We start from the raw sequence: 24729 nt of genomic DNA, 5'->3' as shown, positions 1-24729 counted from the left end.
ACGGCCAACCAAACCATATCAAAATGAAAAATACTCTTTTTCTTGCTTTCATCTTTCTTTTTGCTAAGTCTTACCAGCTGGCTTTCGCGCAAACACCCGCACAGCTCACCGGGTTGCGGGTAGGGGAAAATTTTCCGGTCTCTCTGACCGATACTGTTGGTTTTTATAATAAAGACCAGAAGCGCACTGTGGCCAGTCTTGCCGGTAGGTTTTCAATCATCGATTTCTGGACGCCGGGATGTCTTTCATGCATCGAAAGTCTGCCCAAATTAAACAAGCTTCAGGCGGCATTCGGCCCGGACCTGCAAATCCTTATGGTAGGAAAGGACAGACTCGATAAAAATTCCACACGCGTGGCGGCCCAGGTATATAACAAATACAAGGAGCGGTATAACCTGGATTTACTGGTAGCCTACAATTCTGATTTGTTCATGAAGCTGGGTGTCAGCTTTGTGCCCTATGTGATCTGGGTTGATGACAAAGGGATCGTAAAAGCGCTGACGAGCTCGACAGAGCTAACCGCTGCGAATATTGAAAAATTTGTTCATGGGCAAGATTTTGAATTTGTAGACCGGAGTGCCGCTGCGGACAAGCAGAAAATGGACGAAACATTTCCAGACGGCGATGCTGCATCTGACGATGAACGGGTATACTCCAGTGTTTTGAAAAAATGGCGTAAAGAAACCCGGATGATCCATCAGCCTTACATGAGCAGTTCGGAACCTTATTGGGAAGGAATGAAACCCAATGGTATACGGGTTGCCGGGGTATCGCTGTCTGAGCTGTACCGTTTGGCTTATGGTGATTCTGTGTCGTGGATGCCTGGATTCTTTCATGCTGGCAGCAGCGTATTAAGAGACAGGTTTGCCAGGTCGGCCTACGGGATTTTTTGGAGTAATCCGGTTTTGGAGCTGGAAGATTCTGCTGAGTTTACAGCGGACATCCAAACAGGTATAAACCTGTACTGTTATGAGCTGCTAGTCCCCAAAAGCCGGGCTACTACTCAGTATCTGACCAAACTTATGCGGCAGGACCTGATGAAATATTTTGGCTATCAGGTTCGTGTAGAAAAAAGAGAAATGCCCTGCTGGAAACTGGTGGTCACCCATGCAGGTGCAGCAAACAAGTTGAAAAGTAAGGGTTTAAAATGTATTATGGCGCATTCCCCGGCATCGCTGGATATGGCCAATATTCCGGTGTATCAACTGATCAGACAAATATGGGAATACAATCCGGGGGAGCTACCCATTATAGACCAGACGGCAATAGATCATTACATTGACATTCATTTGGATGCAGTCATGAATGATATAACGGATGTCAGAAAAGGGCTGCAGTTAAACGGGCTGGATTTGGTAAGATCCCGCAAAGAAATGAATGTTATTGTTGTGAGTAGCAAGACTGCCGATTGATCGAAAGATGATTTAGAGGTTGAGCGAAAAGGTGGTCAGGTAACGATCCTGAATGACAATCAGGGTCGTGCCATCAACTTGAAAGCTACTAACCTTTTTTCCTTCGATATCAGGGATATAAAAACTGTAACGATAACGGTTTTCTTCAAGGGAATAGACATCGATGACGGACTGATGCTTGAATACGGACCTGTTTTCATTGTCGGTAACCAGATTGGAATAGATGAACAATGTATTGGCGGAGATACAGATTTTTTTGTTTACCGTCAGTGGGGGAGCCGAAATAACGGTTTTTTGGTCAGAGTCTATTTTACTGATTTCTATTTTTGCCAGACTGTTGGTATCAATGGTGTTGCCAACACTTAAAACGTTCAAAGCGGTGTCGCACAACAGGTACTGATTGCGGTAATAGTAAACATAGACAAACCTTGCTTTCGGTTTATCGAAGACCAGCATACCATCCGTTGAAAAGAAACCATCCTTTTGTTTCTGCAGAGCTTTTTTATTTGTTTTGATGGTAAAAGGACTGATTGAGATTTTATTTAACACATTGCTTTGCAGAGTACTGTCATAGGAGCGGGTGATGTACTGATGAGTAGAAAGGGGAAATAAAGACAGAAGCGGTAGCCGTCGTGCAGGGAATTTAACCGCATATAATCTGCTGTCAGATAAGTTTCCGTAAAACAAGGATGGCGTGATCTGTTCATGCACATAAATAAATGGAAAATCAACCTGTACTCTTAATGCGTCGTGAACAATGCTGTCTTTTTGATTTAATTTCAAAAGAACCTTTTGGGGATCTTTAAGATGAAAGTTGACAGAAAACAAACGCAGCGGTGCGGTTACATTACCCAGATAGATACGGTCCTGGGTTAATCCCGCAATATAATACGAGTTGTGGCCTAAATGCAATCTGTTGGGCGTGCCAAAGACGTGGGGAGGGAAAATCCGGTAAAAGCCATTGTGGTGTAATGCACGATAGTAATGCATAAGGTACAGGCTTGCCACAGGAAAGATCCCTGTTATCGTTAAAAAAAACAAAAACAATAATTTTCGGGCTAGCATACCTGAGGTGTTTTAAAATAAAGCGGGTCGAAATTGCAACCCGCTTTATTTGATTTGTTTTAAGGTTTAAACCGGGTAACCGGCGTTGAACAGGTTGCATCGGAGTAAGACTGGAAAGAACATGCCTGGCCACTGGTTAATGAGCATTCACTTTGTGATTCACAAATTTCGGGTTCGGACGCATTTTGCCTCCATAGTGAATCCACTGTTTCAGAAGCCGTTGTTCTTGTGGCGAATGCACCTATGGTGGCAAAAGCAAAGGCAGCAATGGAGAGCATTAATTTTTTAGTTTTCATCTTGATTGCTTTTAAATTTCAACTGGCTCCTACTCTTTTTCAGGTTTTCGGATACCCTGATTCTTATTGCGCAATAGAATATTTTTAATAAAGCTCAAATCTTTTTTTTTCGGATTCAAGTAAGATTCCGATTACAACCAGTGCTGTGAATCCGAGATTAAATAACAAATGCTCCTTCCATGACATATTTTCTAAAATTCCTCCGCAGGAGCATGGTATATAATCACTAAAATTCAGGATGGTTATAATGTATGCCGTGAACGTGACCATTAAGGTGAAACTTCCATATAAGGCCATTATTCTGGTGCGGCTAAATACCAGCATGATGGCCAGGATAATCTCAATAGCCGGAACAAACCAGGAAAACAATACTGACCAGGCACTCAGTAACGGGGATTGTCTAAGTTGTATCATGAACTTCTGGTAATCGAGAAGTTTGCTGACCGAGGCATAAATAAAAAGCACGATAAAAAGCAGGCTGGCCGTATCTACGTATAACTCCCTGACTTTAGGCGTGCCAACCAGCTGAGATATTTGTGCTAGGAATTTTTTCATAAGTACTTTTCTATTATTGTATCCCGTATTGATAGATGGACTGTCAGCGTTAGTCAGACTCCTCCGCCTTAATGTAAAGGTAGCATTCCGTTTGGGGTGGCTCATAGGCAGCAAACGGACTAAATTTTATCCTGTTTGGCTATTGTGTGGCTGAAAAATTATGATACAAGATTATTGTTTCCCGCTTCTGATCTCGCTGATACGTTTTGGGGGCACACCCAGGTAACGGGCGATATCCTGAATGGGAATACGGTTTACTGGAAAGATCTTCTCAAATTTTCGGTATGCAGCTTTGATCGGTAGTCGCAGCAGATGGCTGTGCACTTCGGCTTTATCCCGGTCCATCTGAAAGATCATACTTCTCAGGGTCTGGGCCTGATGAAAATGCGCTAACAGGTAGGCTACCCGAAGATCCGGTATGGATAAAAGCACGGTATTTTCGATCATGATCAAGTAATCGGCCGACGGAATTTCATGGTAGGCATTCTCCTCCAGAAGAATAATCTCGCCTTCTTTCCAAAACCGGCTGACATGCTCGTTGCCGTCACTGTCAAAATAACAGGATTTGATTATGCCGTTAACCAAAAACCAGATGCTTGAATTCCTTTGGGAAGTTTTAAGAGGCTGCCCTTTTTTATAAACATGCTGCTGCATGTGTCGGTTTAACACCGAGATGAATTCTTCGCTCAGCGGTGTCAAAGATAACAGGTATGTTGTCAGTGCGTGTTGATCCATCATGATCTGAGATTAGTAGTTTTTGATTACCAGTATCATTTTTTCTAAAACCGCAGTAGCAGCATGTTTGTCACGATCTTCGGCGGCGTAAGTGCTACGCCGCATACTATTCCAGGAAATGTCTTCCTTCTTTTTAGATGACAAAAACGGAGTTACCATTTTAAATACCTCGTTTACTGAAGTGAATGCCACGGTTTTGGTATCCACCAGGGCTCTTAACAGCAAAGCGATCTGATCTGTATTCAGGTCGAGTTTCGTTTTCGTTTTTTTTGCTTCGTGTTCTTTTTCTGAAAGCTGATAAGCCGGCAAGGGAGTCACTTCCCACGGGTAGCGGCTTTGCAGATAACCGATTTCGTTGGAAAACCAGTTGCCGACCACTTTTTCAATATCGGTATAGTGTGGATTAAGTGCCACGCCTGGTTTTCGGAGCATCTGGTTGAACTCTTTATTGGACAAAAGCAGCTGGTCGAGCCTGTCCTGTGCCGTCTGTAGCATATTAACCTTTCTTGCTATTCTTCCTGTAAAGTAATTCAGGTACGCCTTTTTATTGAAATTACGGTAAACCAATACCTCATTTAATGATTTATACAGATCTGTTTCTGACTTAAGAGACGATATTTCATCGAGATCTTTAACAAGATCTTTGTAATAAATCACCTCGCCGAATGTAACAGGCCTTTGGAATCCGTCTGTAAAGCGGTATAACGTATCATAGACGATGCCTTTCAAAATTTTATCGGTGAGCCTGTCAAAAAGTTTCTTTTTAAGGCGGTCCAGGCCTTTTCTGATTTCTTCTTTGCTTCTTTCCAGGTAGGTTACCGGTACCCTTTGATCAAGGGCCAGGAATTTTCCATAGCGGCCTTCGATAAAAGCCAGCAGCTCTTCAAGGATGTTTACAATGACTCCAACAACCGGATGTAACGATGTCGGGTGCTGACTGCTGACGATATAATTTTCGTGGGCCTGGTCGAGCAACACAATAAAATCTGAGTGGTAACGCCGTAGGAGAAGCTGCATTTGCTCCTGGTTTTTAACGGCATAGATTTCGCTTTTAAAGAGTGTCTTCCAGGTTTGTTTTTGCGTTGCAATGGTCTTGTCGAGCAAATCGATTTGCTGTTGTGGTACCAGAGGGAAATCGGTTTTGGAAGGGTTGAGTGTGATGGTAACAAGCACATCGAGCCACTCGAAGATGTAATTGCTTTTCATGGAAGGTAATATTTAGAATGATGAATTTAACATACACCGGCATACTGCTTTCTGATCGAAAACGCACAAGGCTCACCGGCACGCCTTTGTGTTGGAAAGGTGCTTGGTTTGTTCGTATCTTGAATGGCTGGGTGCTAAATTCATTTCCTGAAAATGAGTATCCTCAGGTTACATTACTTAAAACAGCTGTTTGCTAGTCTAAAACTAAAACATGAATTTTAAAGAAAACAGGAAATATTTCCCGGACATTAAAATTTCATTAAATATTTTAATTACTTCTCAGTTGGTTAATTCTACGCGTGCTCGCGCCCAGAAAGGAGCCCAGATCTGCCGATGATATCCGGCTGCAATCGAAACGGACAGAAAAATGGTCGATAGCGGCCTTGGTAGGCATCGTTGCCAATTTTGCCCGGAGCGCGTGCATACTGCCGTCCCATCTGTTTATTTTACCAGTCAGCTCACTGACTTCCGTAAAATGGGTGTTGAGATATTCTCCCTGCTGATAACTTATTTGCAAAAGGGTGGTATCCTCAAGCAGAACTATATCCTCCGGAGATGGATGCCTGTCACAAAAACTATCTAGCAGCATGACCTGGTTCTGATCATAAAAGCGCGTAATAAACTGCTTTCCATCCGGTCCGAAGTAACGCGATTTGATCAGCCCTTCTGCGATGTAAAAGCAGGAATTGACCATGCTGCCCTGTTTAAAAAGATGGTAGCCTTTGGGATACTGTTTTTCTTGTGCCACCGTCCGCAGGTGTTTGTTAAGCGGGAAACTGACAGTGTGTAGGGAATTGAGATAAGTAACTAATTTGCTGATGATCATGGCTTGATGGACTTGTTGTGGAAGTGAGAGGTAAAGACAGGTGAAAAAATGTAAAAGTTAGGAGTATAACCGGTTACGGCATTATAAACTGTAAAATTGCCCGGAGTTCACGCTTTGGAAAGCGATCCGTGAATGACCATTAAAATGCGGATTAGAAAAGCTTTGCCTGCTAAAAGGATAAAGAATGGCAAGGCAGCGTCTGTCGAAACTTGCCTTTGTATGTTTGAAGGGAAACAGCTGAGATTCGCAGGATGGATAAGACAGTGCTCATGGTTGTAATTTTAACGAGTGAAATGTGTCAGATTGTTAAAAATATGTAACCTTTTGTCTATAATCAAATACTGTCCTATAAATCAATGCTTTATTAATTGTTTTGTTGTAATTATCCTAAAAATAGAGGTTTGTTTTAATTTATTGTTTCAGGGCCGTTTTGTTTTAAGATTCTTAATTATTTTCTCCCAAATCACAAGCCAAAAAGTGCAGCTAAGGTAGTGGCCCCATTGGGGAGCATCCTGGAAAGCAGCCAAAACGGTTCGGCATAATGCCGGCCTGTTATTGCCCGAGAATTCGGTACACTGGGCCGCCACCCTTCGGGACTTATTCCGCGTTCCTTTTGGCCTGATTGGGGCCACTTTACGAGGGCTTTCTTTTTTTCTTGTTTTTTCTTTGGGCGAAAACAATTGTGTTTTTCAGCAGGCAGATTGGAGGAAAAGAGAAAAAAACAGAAAATATTTTTTCACTAACAAATCCTTTTAATCATGGAAATCGTAGCGCGCATTGTTTCGGATGCACAGGTATCAGAAACAAAATCAGGTAAAAAAGTGGTCAATTTCTCAGTGGCTATTAACGACTATTACAAACCAAAAAATGGGGAAGGGGTGCAAACAACCACTTTCGTCCGGTGTGCCTATTGGAACAGTGAGGCCATTGCACCCCGTCTCTTAAAGGGTGTACTTGTTGAGCTGTACGGACGTATCGGGGTAGAGGCCTATACCAATAAATCCGGCGAGCCGGTCGGGGTCATTAATTTTCATGCGAACCGGATCAAACTGCACACAGGCAAACAAACCGGGCAGGAAAACGTAGTACAAAACGCACCGGCTACTTCGGCTCCTTCGGGCAACGATTCCGACGATGATCTTCCTTTCTGATCCATTCCGGTTTTTATTTTCAATCCTTAAAACAGAAATATCATGGCACATGACCTTCATTTCAATGACGAATCAAATAAGTACAGTTTTTTTTCGGTAAAGGAAAAACCCTGGCACGGATTAGGGCTGATTTTGGACGGCTACCCGACGAGCGGCGAAGCCATCAAACTGGCAGGACTGGATTATCAGGTTGTGAAAACACCTGTTTTTATTGATGCAGATCATTCGCGTATAGATGACAGCGTTATAGATTATTCTGCTTCGAAAATTATTGTCCCTGACTGCTTTGCAACCAAACGGATGGATACCGGCGCGCCGCTAGGTGTTGTCGGTAAGGACTATCAGATCGTTCAGAACCGCGATGCTTTTTCTTTTTTTGATTCCATCGTACAGGGGGATGGAATCCTGTATGAGACTGCGGGGGCACTGGGTAAAAACGGTCAACGTATTTTCATCACTGCCAAATTGCCCGGTTATATCCGTGTAGGTAAGGATGATGTGATCGAACGTTATCTTTTTCTGACCAATTCCCATGACGGTTCGGGCAGTATCACCGCAGCTTTTACGCCGATTCGTGTAGTTTGTCGCAATACTTTAAATGCAGCGATGCGCAATCTGACAAATGTCGTACGCATCCGTCACACGGCCAATGCAAAACTCCGGCTGGAGCAAGCCCACAAGGTAATGGGCATGGCCTGCACGTTCTCACAGGAAATAGAACCCGTTTTTAACCAATGGGCAAAAGTGCGTATCACTGACAAAGAACTTAAAAGGCTGATTGAAATGGCCATGGCACCTAATCGCGAGGTTTTGGGTAAGCTTAAAGACAGCCGTGTTGAAGAACTGTCTTCACATTATACCAACATGGTTGAGAGTGTTTATGAATACGCGCTCGGCAGTCCTACCCAGAATATGGAGACGACGGCCGGGACGGTCTTTGGTTGTTATAATGCGATCACGGGTTACTTTTCTAATGTACGAAGTTACAAAGACGAAGAGGCCAAAGTGAAATCCATGCTCTTGGGTGGTACGGCGCAACTCCGCGGACAAACTGCCTTTAATCTTTGCGAAGACTTTACACAGTACGGAGCTGACATATTTAATATGAATTAAATAACCCGGCAGCCGCCTTGCGGTGGCTGCCATAAACCAACCTAAAATGAAAGCTTTAAATCAATTGAATAATCCAGAGAAAGGGAAATTGCTTCACCAGTTGTTTCCAAATGAAATGCCGGAATTAATCGATTTCGTGCAGGGAATGTGTGAAACTGTAAAGGAGAACGAGGAACTGAACCGCTCCAAATGGAATAATGGTCTTTTTACTTTTGATTTCTGGCTTGCTCTTGCCGGTGAGGTGGATCAAAAAATAGACAAATATGGTGCAAAACTGCATAAAAGCAGTAACCTTTTCGCAGATCAATTGTTTGATGGATATCTGGCCAGTTTTACCATCCATTGTATTGTGACCTATACCGCTGTAAGACAACATGAAAATGGAAAATTTGTAAAGGCTGTTGATCTTTTTTTCTATCCGTAACCGGCAAATCAAATGGAATATACATCAAACGGGATCATGTATTCAGGCGAGATTGTATAGAGCAGCGGAGCGGCTTTTACACTTTTTCCTGAGGAGCCACATACAAAGGAAGATATTCTTATGGCTGTTAAGGAAATAAAAAAACAACCGCGATATGGTAAGTTGGCAACTAGCCACGGAAAACGACCGGGATCAGCTTTATATCACGATGATTTTTAGAAATCCGCAGATACGCACGTTCAGGTGGTTTGAAATCAATATGCCTGTGGTGCTGATCCGTGAAGAAAGACGCAAAGGGACTACGGCAGAGCAGTATATACAAAAGTATGTGCTTGATTTCAGGCAAAGAACTAAGGAGGGAAATGTGGCAAAGTACGGTGAGAAAATGATCGTATAGTTTCAACCGGTTAATTAAAAAACCAGAAATCATGAAAAAGATAACTATCACACTTTATAGCTTTGAAGAGCTACCGCAACAGACACAAAAACAGGTTACCCAAAAGCTGAGCAACATCAATGTGGATTATAGTTTTTGGTACGAATACAGCTATGATCATTTCACAAAGCTTTGTGCTTTATTGGGTATGACGGTCGAGCCTAAGAATCTACATTTCAAGGGTTTCTACTCTCAGGGTGACGGGCAGTAGTTTCCGGGCGGATGTTGATCTTGTGAAACTCATGGAAGCTGTTAAGGAACTGGCTTGGAGCGAGTTAATGCCTGAATCTGACCTGGATATAAATGCGCCGGATGTGTCTGATCGTCTTATTTCTCTGATCAAAAAAGGAGTTATTGATGTTTCAGCAAACGTCAACGCCCACAGAAGCAGCACGGGTATTGCAGCCTGTCTGGATTGGAATTACAATTCATTCAGGAACTTTCCCAACATTGAGAGTGCCTTTTCATATCTGGAAAACTGGTTTCAAAAGACGGCGGAAACGCTTAACGATTATTTGTATAAAAGCCTGCAAATAGAGTGTGAATTTTTGACCAGTGAGCAAAGCGTAGCGGAAACAATTACAGCGAATGAGTATCATTTTACCATAGCAGGCGAACCCGCATTTCATTTGGAAGCATTGGCAGAAGAAGACTGAAAACCACTAAAACAACATTTTTTTACATCTCAATTACCGGCCATGCGCATTATAGATAACAAAGGTCAAATGATAGCGGTAACGGATTTACCCGCAGCCATAATACAGGCAGCCTTATTTAAAGATTACCGGCATACGGATGCAGAGTTCGGTAAACAGGATGATGAATTGAAAATCTACTGGGCAGACCTGCATACCAAGCTCTTGAAGCTTAGGTCTGATGTGGATTCTACTGCTCAAAAGAACGAACCTGATAATGTCATTTAAACTGTAAAAACATGAAAACGGAATTCTTTCAAAACCTGACCGCTCTTGCCAGTAGCGGCCAGTGGCAAATCACAGTGAAACCCTTACAGGATAACAAACTGATGGTATCCGTACTTTTTAGCAGTACATGCGGCGATGAAGCGGCGAAACTCGTGCCGCCCATCATCCTGAAAGGCACAGTGCCAGAACTTGACGAAGGGTTTTTTACTGCGCTTACCTCACCGGTACAACAAACCGCAGCTTTGTTTAGCAACATGGAAGCCTTTATGGTTCAGAAGGATCAGGCTGAAAAACAGTCTCAAATGGCGAAGGCAGAGCAGACCAGGCAGCAAAAAGAGCAGGCAGAAAAAACCATTAAGTATGATGCAGCGATGAAAACAGTTGATGCACTTACAGCCGAAGGTAAATTCAGGGAGGCTTTTATCAAACTCCCTGATCCGGGCGAATTTGAGGGCAAAGCGGAAATCATCCGCAAACGCCGCGCGGAACTGACCGCCAAATTCAGTCAGCCGCAATTATTTTAGGTAAAACCCATTAAACCAAATCAGCTATGTTAACCACAAACCATTTGCTAAGGGTCTTTATCATGGAAGGCAAAGGCCAGAAAATTCAGCTTTCCGACCCCGAGGTATCCTTCAGTCCGCAGGCTGTACTCAACTTTTACTGCGCTACTTATCCTATCCTGACTACGGCCACCGTCTCGGGGCCGGTTATTACAGATGATACCGTCCAGTATACTTTTACTTCCGTGATCGGAACAAAAGGCTAAAACATGAAAATAATCAAAACGGCGGGCAGGATCACACCGCCCGAAAATCAAGATTTATGCAAGCTATACCACAACATCGCACGGTTTTCAGCAGAGCTGAACCGTTTACGGGACGCGGCGCAGAAAGACAAAGCAGTCAGCGCGCCACTGAGCCTTCTACCCATGATTTTTTAAGCCGCCGTTTTCTGCCGCTTTGCAGTGTCGACGAATCCATCATGCCAAACGGCAGAAACATAGAAAGGGATTTTTTTAGCTCGCTTTCCAATCTTGCAAAGGCTTATCATTTTGAGCCAGTAGATAGAGCAGATAAAGCCTATCCGTACAATGTGCTTCTGGCGCACTGGCACGCAAGTCTGAAAATTGAAAACGCAAACCCGCATACGAAACTGTTGATAGTTCAAAAAAAGAATAAAACCGTTCTGGCTACCAAAACGGTTTTTGATACCGGCTCCACTTTGTTTTACATTCCGGTTGTGCCCCTGCACAGGCTTTTGACACACACGGACACACAGCCGTGCGCAGCATTGATTTTATCCGTATGTGCCTATCTGTACCAGATTGTAAAGATACCCTTTTACCGCGATCAGAGCAGTTATCTGTACTGGCTCTACCAGATGATTGAAGAATGGCTTACAGAGGAACCCGAAGGGTGGGAGCAGTCTGAATTTTTAGAAAATATGAAAGAACTGGAAGAGGCTGCACAGATAGGAGAAAGCATTAAAACACTTATTGTCCGTAAGAAACATTTAAAAGGCTTTGAAAAAAGACTGCAAGGGTTTATTCCTTCCGGTGATTTTGAAAACAGGTGTTATGCTATGGCCAACGAGGCATACGGGCTCTTTTTACGGTATCCCAAAAGAACGGTTTTTGATAAGATGGAGGATTTTGGCCGGGAAAATGACAGCGAAGAATGCTATATCAGGCCGCAGCAATATATCTCTTTCATAGCAGACAGCAGCGGTTGGCTCTTTGAGCAGATGACAGAAATGGTCAATAACGACTTCAATGAGTGCAGCACGATACAGGAGCCTGTGATTTGGACAATTTATGACGGTGCAACCACTACCGATTTAACGGATGGTTTGAACTTTGAAAAAAGGCTTTTTGCCCTGATCCGTAATGTATGCAACCTTTTAAATGAGATCCCGTGAAAGACATCACAGCACATTTCGGAGAACTTTATTTTCCCAAAAAGGCTCTGGTACTCTATCAAAGCAGTACCAACCCAAATGGCTTTTATGTAGAAGCCTATGAGATGGACGAGAGCGGGCATCCGGTAAATGCCCATCCTTTGAGCGTCAAGGAAAGCCAGTCACTTGCCAAAACCTTGGACTCGGGTAGTCAGCTCACGCGCCGTTTTCTCACGCCGAAGGGACTGATGCCCCAAAATATCCTGCATATCAATCCGGCGGGTGATGGCTGCGCGGTGTGGCATACGCCTGCCCAGAAACAAGACTTTCTTTTTTGTGACAGTTTAGGTATTCCAAATGGTAAAGCAAACATTCCGGCAATGGTTTGGAAGGCATCCGTGAAAAATCTGTATGTGTACGCGCTCAAAAGCCCAAACACACGATCAGAAAAGACAGTCCTTTACAAAGCGCCCTTTTTCAACATCCATCCTGACGGGCGCGTATGCATGGGAACAGTAACGGTTGATGTGGAAAACCATAATAACCTTGAAGATTTCATAAGCCGTTGGCAGCAGTATTTTTTCGGTTCCTATTTCAGTCACCTGATCGAAGGGCAAAGTCCGGTTAAAGAACCTGTTGTGCAGCTCTGGAAAAACCAGATTCAGACGGGTTGTCAATTCCCGGTAGCAAAGCTTATCAAAACAGGTTTAACCCTTAAAGACCTATTGCCATGAATACCCAAACAGCCGTTCATTTTACGGACAATTACCTGATCAATCCTTCACACCCGCTTACTGTTAACCTGATCGGGGCGGGTGGGACTGGCAGCCAAATGCTGACTGCCCTTGCAAGGATCAATCATTCACTGATAGCGCTTAACCATGCAGGACTGCAAGTAGCTGTTTTTGATGATGATATTATTACGGAAGCCAATCTGGGCAGGCAGCTTTTTGCAGGTTCAGAACTTGGACTAAACAAAGCTGTGGCATTGACAAACCGTATTAGCCGCTTCTTTGGCAGCAACTGGAAAGCGGTTCCACGGCGTTTTGATTACTCATTATCTGATCCTTTAAAAGGCGCTAACATCTATATCAGCTGCGTGGATACGGCCTCAGCCCGCTTTGGAATTGCCAAAGTGCTTAAATTCGTAGCAGAACAAAACCGTTACAACCGTGATAAGCCCCTATACTGGATAGACTGCGGGAATTCACAAAATACAGGTCAGGTTATTCTTTCGACGATTAGCCAGATCAAACAACCTGTTTCCAAGGTCTACAAAACAGTTTCAGAACTTCCCATGATTACAGAAGAGTATAGTCAGCTGTTGACAAAATCTGAAAAAGAGGACAACACCCCAAGCTGTTCGCTTGCCGAAGCACTTGAAAAGCAGGATCTTTTTATTAATTCAACGCTTGCCAATATGGCCGCCAGTCTACTTTGGAACCTTTTTAGGCAGGGATTTACGGAGAATAGAGGCTTTTTTATGAATTTGAAAGACTTTAAATGTACCCCTGTTAAAGTTTGACAAAGATCGAGAAAAAATGGCTTTCCGGTTTTACCCCCATCGCTGGGGGCAAAACCGGAAAGCCGAAAATCGGTCTAGCTCTTTTTATCAAATGGCATTTTTAAAGATTATACAAAAGTTTTGATAAAAAGAGCGTCGGCGCATTATTATTTTACTCCGCCCGAAGCTACTTTCAAGATAGTGCATCCATATAAACAGGATGTATATTTGAAATGATTTATGATTTACTTACTTTGACTCTGTAAAGGAAGATTAGAGCTAAGTTATCGGAATATTACTCTCGGTAAGAATTTAATGATCAGAATTATAAATATTTAAGGCTAAATAATTATTGAAATCTGTTGTGATGACTGAATCCTTTCAAGACTATAAAATACGGATACTTGGTTATATAGAAGGTCAAAATATTCTTGATCTTCAGACTGCAATGCCGGATAAACTGGAATCTTATGTAAAACGAATACCTGCTGACATACTATCAGTCCGTCCCTCTTTGAATAAATGGTCCGTCAGAGAGATTGTTGCCCATCTGGCCGATGACGAACTGGTAGGTGCTTACCGTATCAGATTAATTCTTAGTGATCCTGGTACTGTTATTCAGGCATTCGATCAGGATAAGTGGGCACAGCATGGAAAGTATAAATCTATGCAAATGGAATCATCTTTACGATTATTTCGTGAACTTCGACAATGGAACTTGTCTTTGTTTGAATGCTTAAATTCAGAACAGTGGCAGTACTATGGAATCCATGCCGAGAGAGGTAAGGAATCAATTCAGGATATTGCGACGTATTATGCAGGCCATGACATTAATCATTTTAAACAGATCGAAGGCATTTACAGTTTCTGATTTTACTCACGTCTCTGGAAGCAAAAACAGGCCTGTCCCATTTTATCAAAAATCATTTTTCAAGATTATACGAAGGTTTGAAAAGGAGTGTCGGCACATTATAATGTAACTCCGGCAGAAGTTTTATTGTTGTCTCAGTCATTTTATTTGGCTGGGAAATCGCGCGATTAAATAAGGCTGTATTTTTAAACGAAATGTTTCCTTTCCCATTCACAGCCATCTCAATATGGTAATTTTCATTGACCGGGCACGTGGAAAAGTCAATATCTGAATCACAGCTTTCAAGCATGTATTGTCGATCACTTCTTCTTCGATATACCGTCAATTGAAATTTTGTCTGATCCTCCTGCTTGGTAAAAAAGCAACTGATTCCCATGATTTTTTTAGCCCAGATTTTAAAGTCCAGTGTTGCTGGGAATTCTCCCAGTGGTACCGCTTCTGTTTGAAAGGGATAGTCAGACGGGTTAAAGCCTTTGTCAAGTGCCTGATTCCAGGTCAGCACATTTCTATTGCTTTCTTCCATAGCTATTGGGCGTTTAAAGTTTTCAGTTTTTCATTCAGCTCGGTAAGACCCGCTTTTTGCAGGCAGTCTGAAATAATTCCATCCAGTTCTGCCAAGGATTGTTTTCCAGCAAATTCAGAAAAATTAGAACCTTGCTCGTTCATTTGAAATGCTTGTAAACCTTTCTCAATGGTCTGGGTCAATAACAATACTGTTTTTCTGGAAACACTCAGGTTGATTTTCACATTTTCGCTCATGCCGGGACTTGCAAGCACCGTATCATAGATCAGTGCAATATCAATTGTAGTAGCCATCTCTTCACATTTAAAATTCCAACTTCACAATGACAAATTTAAAATATGCTTTTCAAAATCACCTATTTAGAGTTTAAACAGGTGATTTAATGTGATAGCTATTTGTAGAATTACGCCTTATGAAAGGAGGGCACTGAAAAAGTACCTTGAAAACAAACGATATAAAAAAGGTAATGTAATAATTGAAATTGACGCTTTTAGAATCGACTATACCGAATCTGGGTTAAAAAAACGTCATACAAGTCAAAGAAAATGGGGAAGTTCACGATTTATGAACTTCCCCATTTTCGTAATTTAATTAAACGGACTTTTTCAGTGCCCTCTATGAAAGGGATCTCCTTCTTTTGAATATTTTAAAAATAACCTCAGACATTGATGATATTTATGAATTAGTAAGTATGCCATCGGCACTGGTACTTGCATTTAATGCCGTATTGGTTCTACTTATTTATTTTTATTATTATATAAATGAGGTGTTTATATCCAAAAAGGAAATCTGCTCGCAAGTCGCCAATTTATTGTCTGAGTCTGAGATTAGATCAGGAAAGTAGTTTTTCGGAAGTTTTTCATGTGTTAAGACGTCAGGCCGTTTAAGTTCGTTTAGAAAAAAAAGCATAGTTTTACGCCTGTCAAGTCAAATATTCATTTATTCTAATTATCGCCACTATGGAAAAATTTCAAAAAGTAAAGCAACTGGTCGAAGGTGCAGAAGCGGACTTCTTAGCGTTTTATGAGAAGGGTAACAATAATGTAAACAATATAATTATGTAAAGAAACTGCTGTTTTAAAGTTTCATAAACATAAATAATGGGTGTCCGGCTATTTCGGACACCCATTATTTATGTACCGTCTTTACATAATTATTTGGTTTAGATTTAGGATTTGCTAAATATAAATCAAGTAATTATGGACAAAAAGATTAAAAAAATCTCAGATGTTATCGAGGCATATCTTGCCGAATTGGTTGACAGAGATTATTACAAAGGAACCATTAAAGACTATTCACGGGGATGTCGAGCTATTCAGCAATGGTGGGAGAAAAACGACCTTAAAGAGTTTAATGAGGAAAATGCATTACGGTTTTGTGATGAGGTTATAGGTACGCGCTATCTAAGCCCCGCCTTAACATCAGAACAAAAAAGGAGGCTCCGGGTTGTCAGAATGCTCTTGTCGATATACCGCAACGAAGATTTTGAGAATTATACCCCACCAATTGAAAAATCTCTTAAAACGAACCTCGGGGAAGTCTTCAGCAAATATATAGAATGGTGCACGGTGAGTTTAAAGCTAGCGCCAAATACATTGGATAGCCATAAGCGCATAGCCCTGAGGTACGATACATTTTTATGTGAAAGAGGTTTTCATTTCGGAGAAGTGTCTACCTCAAATTTCGAAGACTTTATTGCATCCGAATCAAAATCCAACCGAATAAGGTACAAGGCAGTTCTGCGCAATATTTACCGGTTTCTGCACAGTTCCGGAATTACAAAAGGAGATCTGTCAACATTCATACTTAAGGAGCCACATATCCATCACGGTTCAAAACTACCCACAACTTACACCGAAGAAGAGATCAAAAACCTGCTTCTATCAGTAGACAGGAGCACATCTTTGGGAAAAAGAGATTATCTCATCCTGCTCCTGGCCGCAGAATACGGAATGAGGGCTTCGGATATAAGGAGTATAGGCCTTAAGCATATTGATTGGGAATCTAATAAGATATCCTTCAACCAGCAAAAAACGGATGTCCCAATATCCTATCCCCTTATCCCATCCGTTGGCAATGCGATTATAGACTATTTGAAGCATGGTCGGCCCCAAGGGGGGAAGGATGTCATCATTGTTCGGCATGACAGCAAGCGAAAGGGTGACCAGATTACATCCAGTGGGATTTATTCTATTGTAGAGTCGGCTTTTAAGGCGTCCACCATTATTAATTGGAGAGAAAAAAAGCATGGCCCACATTCTCTGCGGCATAGCTTTGCCTCGAATCTACTAAAACGCGGAACCGGATACTACGTTATAGGTATGGCCATGGGCCATTCCTGTTCAGAGACCACCAAAACATACCTCCAGATAGATTTTGAACGCTTGCGGAAATGTAGTTTACAAATCCCCGATCTGCATAGTTTATATTACAGCAATATTGGAAAGGAGGTTGGAAATGAGCAGGCCTATCTTTAATTCGGTTTTTGCCAACCACATTTCTCTTTTCCTGGATTTTAGAGAAAACGGTGGCGTAAAATATATGTACCCTGACTTTTTTCATCTAAAGAAACTCGATGTTTTCTTTCTTCAAGAAGGGCTTACCGAGATTTCGTTCTCCAGAGACCAGGCAATCAAATGGAAACAGCGTTCTGAAGACGAATCCGTTGCAACACAATATGATAGAATCAATATTACAAAAAGATTCTTTGAATATCTTTTCATACAAGGTTTTCCAGTGGTTCAGATAAAAGATATCAAGCACCCTAAATCAAATTTCACACCTCATATTTATACGGATGAAGAAATTGATAAATACTTCAGGGCATTGGATTCATACGAATCGGGTAAAGACCGTAAACATAAGATCCAGTTACCCGTCTTGTTCAGGATCATGCTATGCTGTGGAACCAGAATTACTGAAACGATCAAAATTCTAAGGAAGGATGTTGATCTGGATTCGGGTATTATAAGGCTGTCGGAAACGAAAAATTCAAAACAGAGGTACGTGGTCATGTCCGACAGCTTATTGACCCTTATGAGATCTTTTGCAGATAAAACATTCTATGCTTTAGTAGATAATGACTACATATTCACATCTGTTCGGCAAAAATATATTTCTGCTTCGTCGGTTAGTGAAATACATCATAAAATCCTCCAATATGCAGGCATACCGAACAAGGGAAGTGGACGCTACGGGAAACGTGTTCACGACTGGCGACATACTTTCGCCGTGAAGGCATTCAAGCAAATGATAGATTCGGGAGAGGATATGTACGTTGCTCTTCCAATTTTGTCTGTGTATCTAGGGCATTATAACATCTACTCTACGGAACGCTATTTACGTTTGACCACGAGTATGTATCCATACCTTAAAGAGAAATTCGAAAAGAACCTTGATGAAATATTTGAAAAATAACCGCTATGAAAAGAACTGATTTTGCAAGTGCGGTCCACCGTTATTTCCGCGACTATCTGATTAATGACCGTGGCTGCTCGGAACGAACAATAGAAACCTATCGGTATGCTTTTATCCAGTTTATTGATTTTATGGAAAATAGCCTTCGGATAAAACCCGAAAAGATTGAACTTAAACATATTGACCACCAACACATCCAATCCTTTCTTTCCTGGCTGGAATGCGAGAGAAAAGTATCAACAGCAACTCGGAACCAACGGCTCGCTGTGTTTAAAGGTTTGGCTACCTTTTTGAAATACGACTACCCTGAATGCATCGATACTGCAATACAAATCCAGAATATTAAATTGAAGAAATCTCAGTCAAAAGAGATCTCCTACCTCAAGCCTGAAGGAATAAAACTGCTACTGTCGCAGATCAACAGAACTTCCCAGGCTGGAAGAAGGGACTTTACAATGTTTACATTGCTATATGCTACTGGCGTAAGGGTTAGTGAATTAATTGAGATAAGAGGACGGGATGTGTCATTGAGTGCGCCAAAACACATAGTAATATTTGGCAAGGGAGGCAAAGTAAGACATGTGCCTATAGTACGGCACTTATCATCTGTTCTTGAAAAATATTTAGAAGAAAACTGTTCAATGCTTCCTCAAAATCTTGACAGATATGTTTTTGTAAACCATTCTAATGAAAGATTCACAAGGCAGGGTATTAACCACCTTTTATCCAAGTATGCAAAGGTGGCGAGAAAAATAGACCCCACGCTGGTACCAAGCGATTGCAGCCCACACAAAATAAGGCATTCTATGGCTATGGCAATGGTTGAAAATGAAACGGATCTAATCATAATCAGGGACTTTTTGGGCCATTCCAGCGTCCAGACGACCGAAATCTACGCAAAACTATCTGCGTCTCGTCGAATGACGGCGATTGAGGCTGCAAGTAAAGAAATAGTGCCACCGGAAGAAGCTCTTTGGGTGAAAAATACTTCGCTTAAGGAATGGCTAAAGTTTATGACGAATCCCAAAATTATGTAAAGTTGCGATTTAGAAAAGGGGTGTCCAGCTATTTTGAACACCCCTTTTATGTTTATAAAACTTTAAAACAGCAGTTTCTTTACATAATTATATTGTTTACATTATTGTTATTATGTAAACATTTACATAATAACAAAGCTGCCGGAACAAGAGTCCGCGGCGTGATGCAGGAGCTGAAAGTTCTTGCGCAGGAAATCCGTCAAGAGGTTACAGAGAAGAAAAGTGAAGTGAATTAAATAGTTTTCAAGCTATTTTTACGGGCAAATCCTGGTTAACGACCGGGATTTGCTTTTTTGTTTTTAATTCCTTTCGTTTCAAACTGTGACGCGAATGAGTGTGGTAAATCTGTCACGTTTCTGCATTGCAAAATGTTACGGAATAATCCATGGTATAACCTGATGTGTTCAGGGTTATAAGCGGCCCAAACTTACGGTCGCATCGTGCCAAAGTTTAATAGTGGTCTGATGATTAGGGAAAATACAGACGGAGTTGTTTTTTTCTGCCTGTTCACTCCCGGAATTTTACATGAATCTTTGGTTCTATTGTTGGGGTTGTTTGTGACCGCGAAGAGTTACCGTGATTCGGTAATTTCATGGCCAATCCCTTCTCCTCTAAGTGTTAATCGACCTATTTAGAGTTTAAATGGGTTGCGGTTTTCTAATTTCATCTTTTTATTTTCGTATCACAGTAACCATTAGACTTGTTTGTGAAGACGGTTTTGAGAGATAGAAATATGGAAGGAATTTCTAGCGAAAGGTCAGTTTTAGAAAAAAGAAATGTTGTTTACAATCATGATTTTTTAGCTGAGATTTCCTAACCTGTTCCCGATTTAATGAAGCATTATTCTGCCTGCGAGCTAAGCTACGAAGGCGCTTTCACTAACCTATTGATGCAGTCTTTAAAAGCATAGAGAATTTAATAATCGTTAGCAGAGGTCACAAAAACCAAAAATTTCTGGAAGCTTTCCGGAAGGCTGAAACCACCTGCTTTCCCGTGGTTGTCCAGATGTACCGTTGTATCACCAATCCGCGGAAAAACGCGCCTTGGAGGATCCAACGGAATCTGTCCGCGCCGCGGAGGTCATCGCGAAAAACACTCGGAACTCGTGTGGCGATTGAAATTTTATAGGTATTGAAGGATAAATAAATGATTGTTGAACGTGAAAATGAAATGTGATGAAAGAGGAAAACAACAACCGAAACAAATGGCTGCACCTGCGGCTGACAGACAAAGAATATGAGCAAATTCAGGAGTAGTTCGCGTTGACAACTGATCTTAAGTTAAGTGATTTTGTACGCAAAAAATTACAGTGTAAGCTGATGATTGGAAGCTACCGGGATGCATCAATGGACGCTTTCATGGAGGAATTAATCGGGCTGAAAAATGGGTTGAGTGCGGTCGGTAACAACTTTAATCAGGCAGTAAAAAGACTCCACACCCTGAGTAAAATTAAAGAGTTTGAGCACTGGTTGGTCAGCTATGAGCTGGAAAGAAGAGAGCTCGCCAGACAGATGCAGCAGGCTCAGGAATTTATCAAAAAAATGGCGGACAAATGGTTGCTGTGATCCATCAGGGGAGCAGTCTGAGGGAAGCTGTTAACTACAATGAAAGGAAGGTCGAGCGTCAGGTTGCCGTGCTTCTGGATGCAGGCTATTACCCAAAAGATCCGGAGGATTTAACATTCAAACAGCGGCTTGCAAGACTTGAAAACAGGGCGAAATTAAATCAGAGGGTAAAGGTAAACCACTTCCATGTATCGCTAAACTTTGCCCCCGGAGAACATATTGCCAAAGAGGATTTGAAGCAAATTGCGGCTTTGTATTTAGATAAGATTGGATTTGCAAACCAGCCTTATCTACTCTATGAACACAACGATTCCGGTCATCCACATCTGCACGTGGTCTCAACGACTATACGGGCGGACGGCAGCAGTATTAACCTGCATAACATTGGAAGAAACCAGTCATCGAAAGCACGCAGGGAGATCGAAAACCAGTTCGGGCTTATCAAAGCAGATGGACGAAAAGGCCAGTCTTTTGAGCTAAAGCCGGTGAACCTGCAAAAGGTAGAATATGGTAAATCAGACACTAAAAGGGCCATTTCAAATGTGCTTTCCTCTGTGCTTGAAAGCTATAGATATACATCATTACCGGAGCTGAATGCAGTTCTCAAGCAGTACAATATTATGGCAGATGGCGGCATGGAAGACTCACGTATTTATAGAAATCAGGGACTGGTTTACTATGCACTTGATGCAAACGGGAACAGGGCAGGGGCGAGCATTAAGGCCAGTGATTTTCATTTCAGACCTACGTTGAAATTCCTGCAAAACCAGTTTGCTGCGGGTGAAACCGATCGCTTAAAGCACCGTGCCAAACTCAAAAACAGCATCGATTTGATTTTGGTAAGAGGGCAGGGGCAAAGCCTTGAAGATCTGATGCTTTCTTTGGAAAAGGAAGGTGTTAAAGTAGTATTAAGAAAGAGTCCCACCGGACTTGTTTACGGAATTACCTATGTGGATCACCGGACAAAATGTGTCTTTAACGGTAGTGTTTTAGGTAAAGAATACAGTGCCAAAGGGATTCTGGACCGGATCGGACAAAAGAATACAGCCTTGCAGACAACAGCAAAAAAACTGGATAAAAAACAGTCATCTGAGGCCAGTGACATCAAGTTGCAGGAGAGCGTTGGCAGTTTTGCCAGCTTTGATTTCAATGCAAATCCTGAAAGTAATAAATCCTCAGATCCATTGCTTGAAGATTTATTCACGCCGCTTTCAGACGATTCGCTCACGCCCTGGCAGCTTCGGAAATCCAGAAGAAAAAAACGTAAAAAAAATATCAGCCAGTAATCATTTTAAACTTCTATCGCCATGCAAACATCAGAAAACCAGCAGGCACTAGGGAAGATCCTGGATATGACCAGAATGCTCGCCGTTGCTATTATAGCACTTCATTTTTATTACTATTGTTATGCCGCCTTCGGTCAGTGGAAACTGGTTTCACCTTTAAGTGACAAAATATTAGACAACATTGTAAAGACTGGATTGTTCTCTTCTTTTAATAAATCCAAGATCGTCGCCCTTTGTTTTTTAGCGATTTCACTGATCGGAGTGAAGGGCAAGAAACAGGAAAAACTAAGTGTGAAAACCGGACTTGTTTATATCGGTACTGGGCTGCTATTATACTTTGTGAGCGGTCTGTTACTAAATTTAAATGTTTCCGTTAAGTTAATTTCTATCCTTTATATCAGCACAGCTTCCGTTGGTTTTATTGTGGTTTTAACCGGGGGGACACTTGTCAGCAGAGTAATCTATTTAAATATTAATAACGATGATATATTCAACAAAGAGAACGAAACCTTTCCGCAGCACGAGAGCCTTTTAGAAAACGAATACTCCATTAATCTTCCCGCCAGATACCAACTTAAAAATAAATTTCGAAAGAGTTGGATCAATGTTATCAACCCTTTTCGCGGACTTTTGGTGCTCGGTTCACCTGGTGCCGGAAAGTCTTATTTCGTTATTCGCCATATTATTACACAACATATTGCCAAAGGATTTTGCATGTTTGTGTATGATTTTAAAATGCCGGATTTATCTGTGATTGCCTACAACAGCTGGCTTAAAAATAAGGGTAATTACAAAATTCCTCCACAGTTTTACGCCATCAACTTTGATGATCTGACCCGATCTCACCGTTGTAATCCGTTGGATCATGCCAGTATGATTGATATCACCGATGCCGCTGAATCTGCGCGAACGATACTGATGGGCCTCAACCGTGAGTGGGTTAAAAGACAAGGTGATTTCTTCGTAGAATCTCCGATCAATTTTCTAACAGCGATAATCTGGTATTTGCGAAAGTATCAGGATGGCCAGTTTTGCAGTCTTCCGCACGTAATTGAATTAATGCAGGTAGAATACAAAGATCTTTTTACGATTTTAAGGACAGAAAAGGAGATTGAAGTGCTGATAAATCCGTTCATCACCGCTTACCTGAATGATGCCATGGAGCAGCTGGAAGGTCAGATTGCCTCCGCTAAAATAGCGTTAGCAAGGCTCTCATCCCCACAGCTTTATTATGTGCTGTCGGGTAATGACTTTACCATGGATATTAACAATCCCGAGCAGCCCAAGATTGTTTGTATGGGAAATAATCCTCAGAAAATTCAAATATACGGGGCTGTGCTTTCACTTTATGTTACCCGTCTTATTAAACTTGTGAACCAGAAGGGCAGGCTTAAAAGCAGCCTGATATTCGATGAGTTTCCGACCATTTATCTTGGTAATATGGATAGTCTGATTGCTACTGCAAGATCCAATAAGGTCTCGACCACGCTCGGAATTCAGGATGCCTCGCAGCTTAGAAAAGATTACGGGAAAGAGCAGGCAGATGTAATTATGAATATTGTAGGGAATATTATTTCAGGTCAGGTGATGGGGGATACCGCCAAACAGCTCAGTGAACGTTTCGGGAAAATCATGCAGGACCGCACCAGTTATTCCATTAACCGTACTGATACATCTATCAGTAGATCCAAACAGTTTGACGCGGCGATTCCTGCTTCGAAAATATCGGCACTTAGCTCAGGAGAATTTGTCGGTATGGTGGCCGATGATCCGCAGCAAAAAATTGAATTGAAGACCTTTCATTGCGAGATCATCAATGATCACAAAGCTTTGCAGCAGGAGCAGGAATCTTATAGGGAAATTCCAGTTTTTCGCACCATCGACACTTCTATGGTTCAGCGTAATTATATTCAAATTAAAGAGGATGTGAAAGATATCGTTACTTATGAGTTGGAACGTATTCTGCATGATCCGGCTTTGGAGCATCTTGTTGTTAAAAAGGGGAAAAGATGAGGTAGTATTAATTAGAGTCTGTCTATAAACTTCAACTGTCTGTAATATAGTTAATTAAACTATCGAATTTGGATTTTTCTTTGTATCTTTAGTTTATGAAGATGAAACTGTTTGAAGAATTTCTGATAAATTTGAGCGCCCGGATTGGTCTCGGAATCCTGAGTTTGCGCTTTTAGAGGGTCATCCAAGCTTGGTGACCCTTGTGTCCGCTGACATATTAAAAGGCTGTAAGCAGAGCGATTTTGGCCGTCAAGACATGCCCGGTGTTGAGCAAATTGTCCGTGCTGCGATTTATAAGGAGCTGAAAGGTCTTGATTACCGGGAATTGGAATATGCTCAAACAGATTCCAGGATATGTGCTCAATTTATAAAAATTGATGTAGTTCGCCCTTATAGCTTTCAGTTATATCAGAAATATATTTCAAAAATCACCGAAGAGAACGTGCAGAAATTATTGGTTTCACTCAATAAA

At 41.7% G+C, this 24729-nt stretch carries 30 protein-coding genes and 1 pseudogene; 23 read left to right on the top strand and 8 right to left on the bottom strand.

Annotation, left to right across the window (positions count from 1 at the left end; genetic code table 11):
- Positions 1–23 precede the first annotated feature (23 nt).
- Positions 24–1412 (top strand): TlpA family protein disulfide reductase, encoded by a 1389-nt coding sequence (locus FDK13_RS33810; protein ID WP_137344437.1) that lies wholly within the window; start codon positions 24–26, stop codon positions 1410–1412.
- A gap of 12 nt (positions 1413–1424) precedes the next feature.
- On the opposite strand, the gene FDK13_RS33805 is transcribed toward FDK13_RS33810, so the two are convergent.
- The 6 genes from FDK13_RS33805 to FDK13_RS33780 form a co-directional block, all read right to left on the bottom strand.
- Positions 1425–2477, bottom strand: coding sequence for a hypothetical protein (locus tag FDK13_RS33805; protein WP_137344436.1), 1053 nt, complete (start codon positions 2475–2477; stop codon positions 1425–1427).
- Positions 2478–2536: 59 nt separating this feature from the next.
- Complete coding sequence (locus tag FDK13_RS33800; protein WP_137344435.1) at positions 2537–2773, bottom strand: DUF6520 family protein; 237 nt, start codon at positions 2771–2773, stop codon at positions 2537–2539.
- 84 nt (positions 2774–2857) lie between these two features.
- Positions 2858–3328 carry a MauE/DoxX family redox-associated membrane protein gene (locus tag FDK13_RS33795; protein WP_137344434.1) on the bottom strand — a complete coding sequence of 157 codons (471 nt, stop codon included), beginning with the start codon at positions 3326–3328 and terminating at the stop codon, positions 2858–2860.
- Between the two features lie 171 nt (positions 3329–3499).
- Positions 3500–4066 carry a Crp/Fnr family transcriptional regulator gene (locus FDK13_RS33790; RefSeq protein WP_137344433.1) on the bottom strand — a complete coding sequence of 189 codons (567 nt, stop codon included), beginning with the start codon at positions 4064–4066 and terminating at the stop codon, positions 3500–3502.
- A 9-nt stretch (positions 4067–4075) separates the two neighbouring features.
- The gene (locus tag FDK13_RS33785) at positions 4076–5269 is read right to left on the bottom strand and encodes a hypothetical protein (protein WP_137344432.1); all 1194 of its coding nucleotides are present in this window, start codon (positions 5267–5269) and stop codon (positions 4076–4078) included.
- A gap of 268 nt (positions 5270–5537) precedes the next feature.
- The gene (locus tag FDK13_RS33780) at positions 5538–6095 is read right to left on the bottom strand and encodes a Crp/Fnr family transcriptional regulator (RefSeq protein ID WP_137344431.1); all 558 of its coding nucleotides are present in this window, start codon (positions 6093–6095) and stop codon (positions 5538–5540) included.
- 758 nt (positions 6096–6853) lie between these two features.
- Here FDK13_RS33780 and FDK13_RS33775 point away from each other — a divergent pair.
- The 13 genes from FDK13_RS33775 (at position 6854) to FDK13_RS33715 (ending at position 14416) form a co-directional block, all read left to right on the top strand.
- Entirely contained in the window at positions 6854–7246 is a 393-nt protein-coding gene (locus tag FDK13_RS33775; protein WP_137344430.1) for a single-stranded DNA-binding protein, read from the top strand.
- Positions 7247–7288: 42 nt separating this feature from the next.
- Positions 7289–8359 carry a DUF932 domain-containing protein gene (locus FDK13_RS33770; protein ID WP_137344429.1) on the top strand — a complete coding sequence of 357 codons (1071 nt, stop codon included), beginning with the start codon at positions 7289–7291 and terminating at the stop codon, positions 8357–8359.
- Between the two features lie 46 nt (positions 8360–8405).
- The gene (locus FDK13_RS33765; protein ID WP_137344428.1) at positions 8406–8783 is read left to right on the top strand and encodes a hypothetical protein; all 378 of its coding nucleotides are present in this window, start codon (positions 8406–8408) and stop codon (positions 8781–8783) included.
- A 154-nt stretch (positions 8784–8937) separates the two neighbouring features.
- Positions 8938–9180: a hypothetical protein gene (locus FDK13_RS33760; protein WP_137344427.1), complete on the top strand. Its 243-nt coding sequence runs from the start codon at positions 8938–8940 to the stop codon at positions 9178–9180.
- Between the two features lie 31 nt (positions 9181–9211).
- Entirely contained in the window at positions 9212–9430 is a 219-nt protein-coding gene (locus tag FDK13_RS33755; protein ID WP_137344426.1) for a DUF8835 domain-containing pootine, read from the top strand.
- Positions 9431–9461: 31 nt separating this feature from the next.
- Entirely contained in the window at positions 9462–9875 is a 414-nt protein-coding gene (locus FDK13_RS33750) for a hypothetical protein (protein WP_137344425.1), read from the top strand.
- 42 nt (positions 9876–9917) lie between these two features.
- On the top strand, positions 9918–10142 hold the full coding sequence (locus FDK13_RS33745) for a hypothetical protein (RefSeq protein WP_137344424.1): 225 nt from the start codon (positions 9918–9920) through the stop codon (positions 10140–10142).
- 11 nt (positions 10143–10153) lie between these two features.
- Positions 10154–10666 (top strand): PRTRC system protein E, encoded by a 513-nt coding sequence (locus tag FDK13_RS33740; RefSeq protein ID WP_137344423.1) that lies wholly within the window; start codon positions 10154–10156, stop codon positions 10664–10666.
- Positions 10667–10692: 26 nt separating this feature from the next.
- Positions 10693–10911, top strand: a complete 219-nt coding sequence (locus FDK13_RS33735) for a PRTRC system protein C (RefSeq protein WP_137344422.1) — start codon at positions 10693–10695, stop codon at positions 10909–10911.
- Positions 10912–10967: 56 nt separating this feature from the next.
- On the top strand, positions 10968–12062 hold the full coding sequence (locus tag FDK13_RS33730) for a hypothetical protein (protein WP_137344421.1): 1095 nt from the start codon (positions 10968–10970) through the stop codon (positions 12060–12062).
- Positions 12059–12775, top strand: a complete 717-nt coding sequence (locus FDK13_RS33725) for a PRTRC system protein B (RefSeq protein WP_137344420.1) — start codon at positions 12059–12061, stop codon at positions 12773–12775. Before FDK13_RS33730 ends, FDK13_RS33725 begins: the two co-directional genes overlap by 4 nt.
- Entirely contained in the window at positions 12772–13566 is a 795-nt protein-coding gene (locus FDK13_RS33720) for a PRTRC system ThiF family protein (RefSeq protein ID WP_137344419.1), read from the top strand. The genes FDK13_RS33725 and FDK13_RS33720 overlap by 4 nt, the downstream gene beginning before the upstream one ends.
- A gap of 346 nt (positions 13567–13912) precedes the next feature.
- Entirely contained in the window at positions 13913–14416 is a 504-nt protein-coding gene (locus FDK13_RS33715; protein WP_137344418.1) for a DinB family protein, read from the top strand.
- Positions 14417–14468: 52 nt separating this feature from the next.
- Here the strand turns inward: FDK13_RS33715 and FDK13_RS33710 are convergent, their stop codons facing one another.
- A complete protein-coding gene (locus FDK13_RS33710) occupies positions 14469–14939 on the bottom strand; it encodes a hypothetical protein (protein ID WP_137344417.1) in 471 nt (156 codons plus the stop codon).
- A 2-nt stretch (positions 14940–14941) separates the two neighbouring features.
- Entirely contained in the window at positions 14942–15232 is a 291-nt protein-coding gene (locus FDK13_RS33705; RefSeq protein ID WP_137344416.1) for a hypothetical protein, read from the bottom strand.
- A 666-nt stretch (positions 15233–15898) separates the two neighbouring features.
- Between FDK13_RS33705 and FDK13_RS36840 the strand changes: the two genes are divergently transcribed.
- From FDK13_RS36840 to FDK13_RS33665, 9 genes and pseudogenes are all read left to right on the top strand, one after another.
- Positions 15899–16003, top strand: a complete 105-nt coding sequence (locus FDK13_RS36840) for an Hc1-related histone H1-like protein (RefSeq protein ID WP_374756126.1) — start codon at positions 15899–15901, stop codon at positions 16001–16003.
- 135 nt (positions 16004–16138) lie between these two features.
- A complete protein-coding gene (locus tag FDK13_RS33700) occupies positions 16139–17416 on the top strand; it encodes a tyrosine-type recombinase/integrase (protein ID WP_137344415.1) in 1278 nt (425 codons plus the stop codon).
- The gene (locus FDK13_RS33695) at positions 17397–18356 is read left to right on the top strand and encodes a tyrosine-type recombinase/integrase (protein WP_137344414.1); all 960 of its coding nucleotides are present in this window, start codon (positions 17397–17399) and stop codon (positions 18354–18356) included. Before FDK13_RS33700 ends, FDK13_RS33695 begins: the two co-directional genes overlap by 20 nt.
- A gap of 5 nt (positions 18357–18361) precedes the next feature.
- Complete coding sequence (locus FDK13_RS33690; RefSeq protein ID WP_137344413.1) at positions 18362–19393, top strand: tyrosine-type recombinase/integrase; 1032 nt, start codon at positions 18362–18364, stop codon at positions 19391–19393.
- Complete coding sequence (locus tag FDK13_RS36835) at positions 19357–19629, top strand: BF3379 family histone-like protein (protein ID WP_374756125.1); 273 nt, start codon at positions 19357–19359, stop codon at positions 19627–19629. The genes FDK13_RS33690 and FDK13_RS36835 overlap by 37 nt, the downstream gene beginning before the upstream one ends.
- A gap of 1083 nt (positions 19630–20712) precedes the next feature.
- Positions 20713–20958: a plasmid mobilization protein gene (locus tag FDK13_RS33680; protein ID WP_137344412.1), complete on the top strand. Its 246-nt coding sequence runs from the start codon at positions 20713–20715 to the stop codon at positions 20956–20958.
- On the top strand, positions 20946–22244 hold the full coding sequence (locus tag FDK13_RS33675; protein WP_137344411.1) for a relaxase/mobilization nuclease domain-containing protein: 1299 nt from the start codon (positions 20946–20948) through the stop codon (positions 22242–22244). The genes FDK13_RS33680 and FDK13_RS33675 overlap by 13 nt, the downstream gene beginning before the upstream one ends.
- Positions 22245–22265: 21 nt before the next feature.
- Positions 22266–24257, top strand: coding sequence for a conjugal transfer protein MobC (gene mobC, locus FDK13_RS33670; protein WP_137344410.1), 1992 nt, complete (start codon positions 22266–22268; stop codon positions 24255–24257).
- A gap of 95 nt (positions 24258–24352) precedes the next feature.
- Positions 24353–24729 (top strand): annotated as a pseudogene (locus tag FDK13_RS33665) (ISNCY-like element ISSydi1 family transposase); the annotation flags it as partial.

Origin of the sequence: Dyadobacter frigoris, assembly GCF_005280585.1 — a bacterium.
GTDB classification, from domain to species: Bacteria; Bacteroidota; Bacteroidia; order Cytophagales; family Spirosomataceae; genus Dyadobacter; species Dyadobacter frigoris.
Note: the sequence above shows the minus strand (reverse complement) of the source record. Positions and strands in the feature narration are given on the sequence as shown.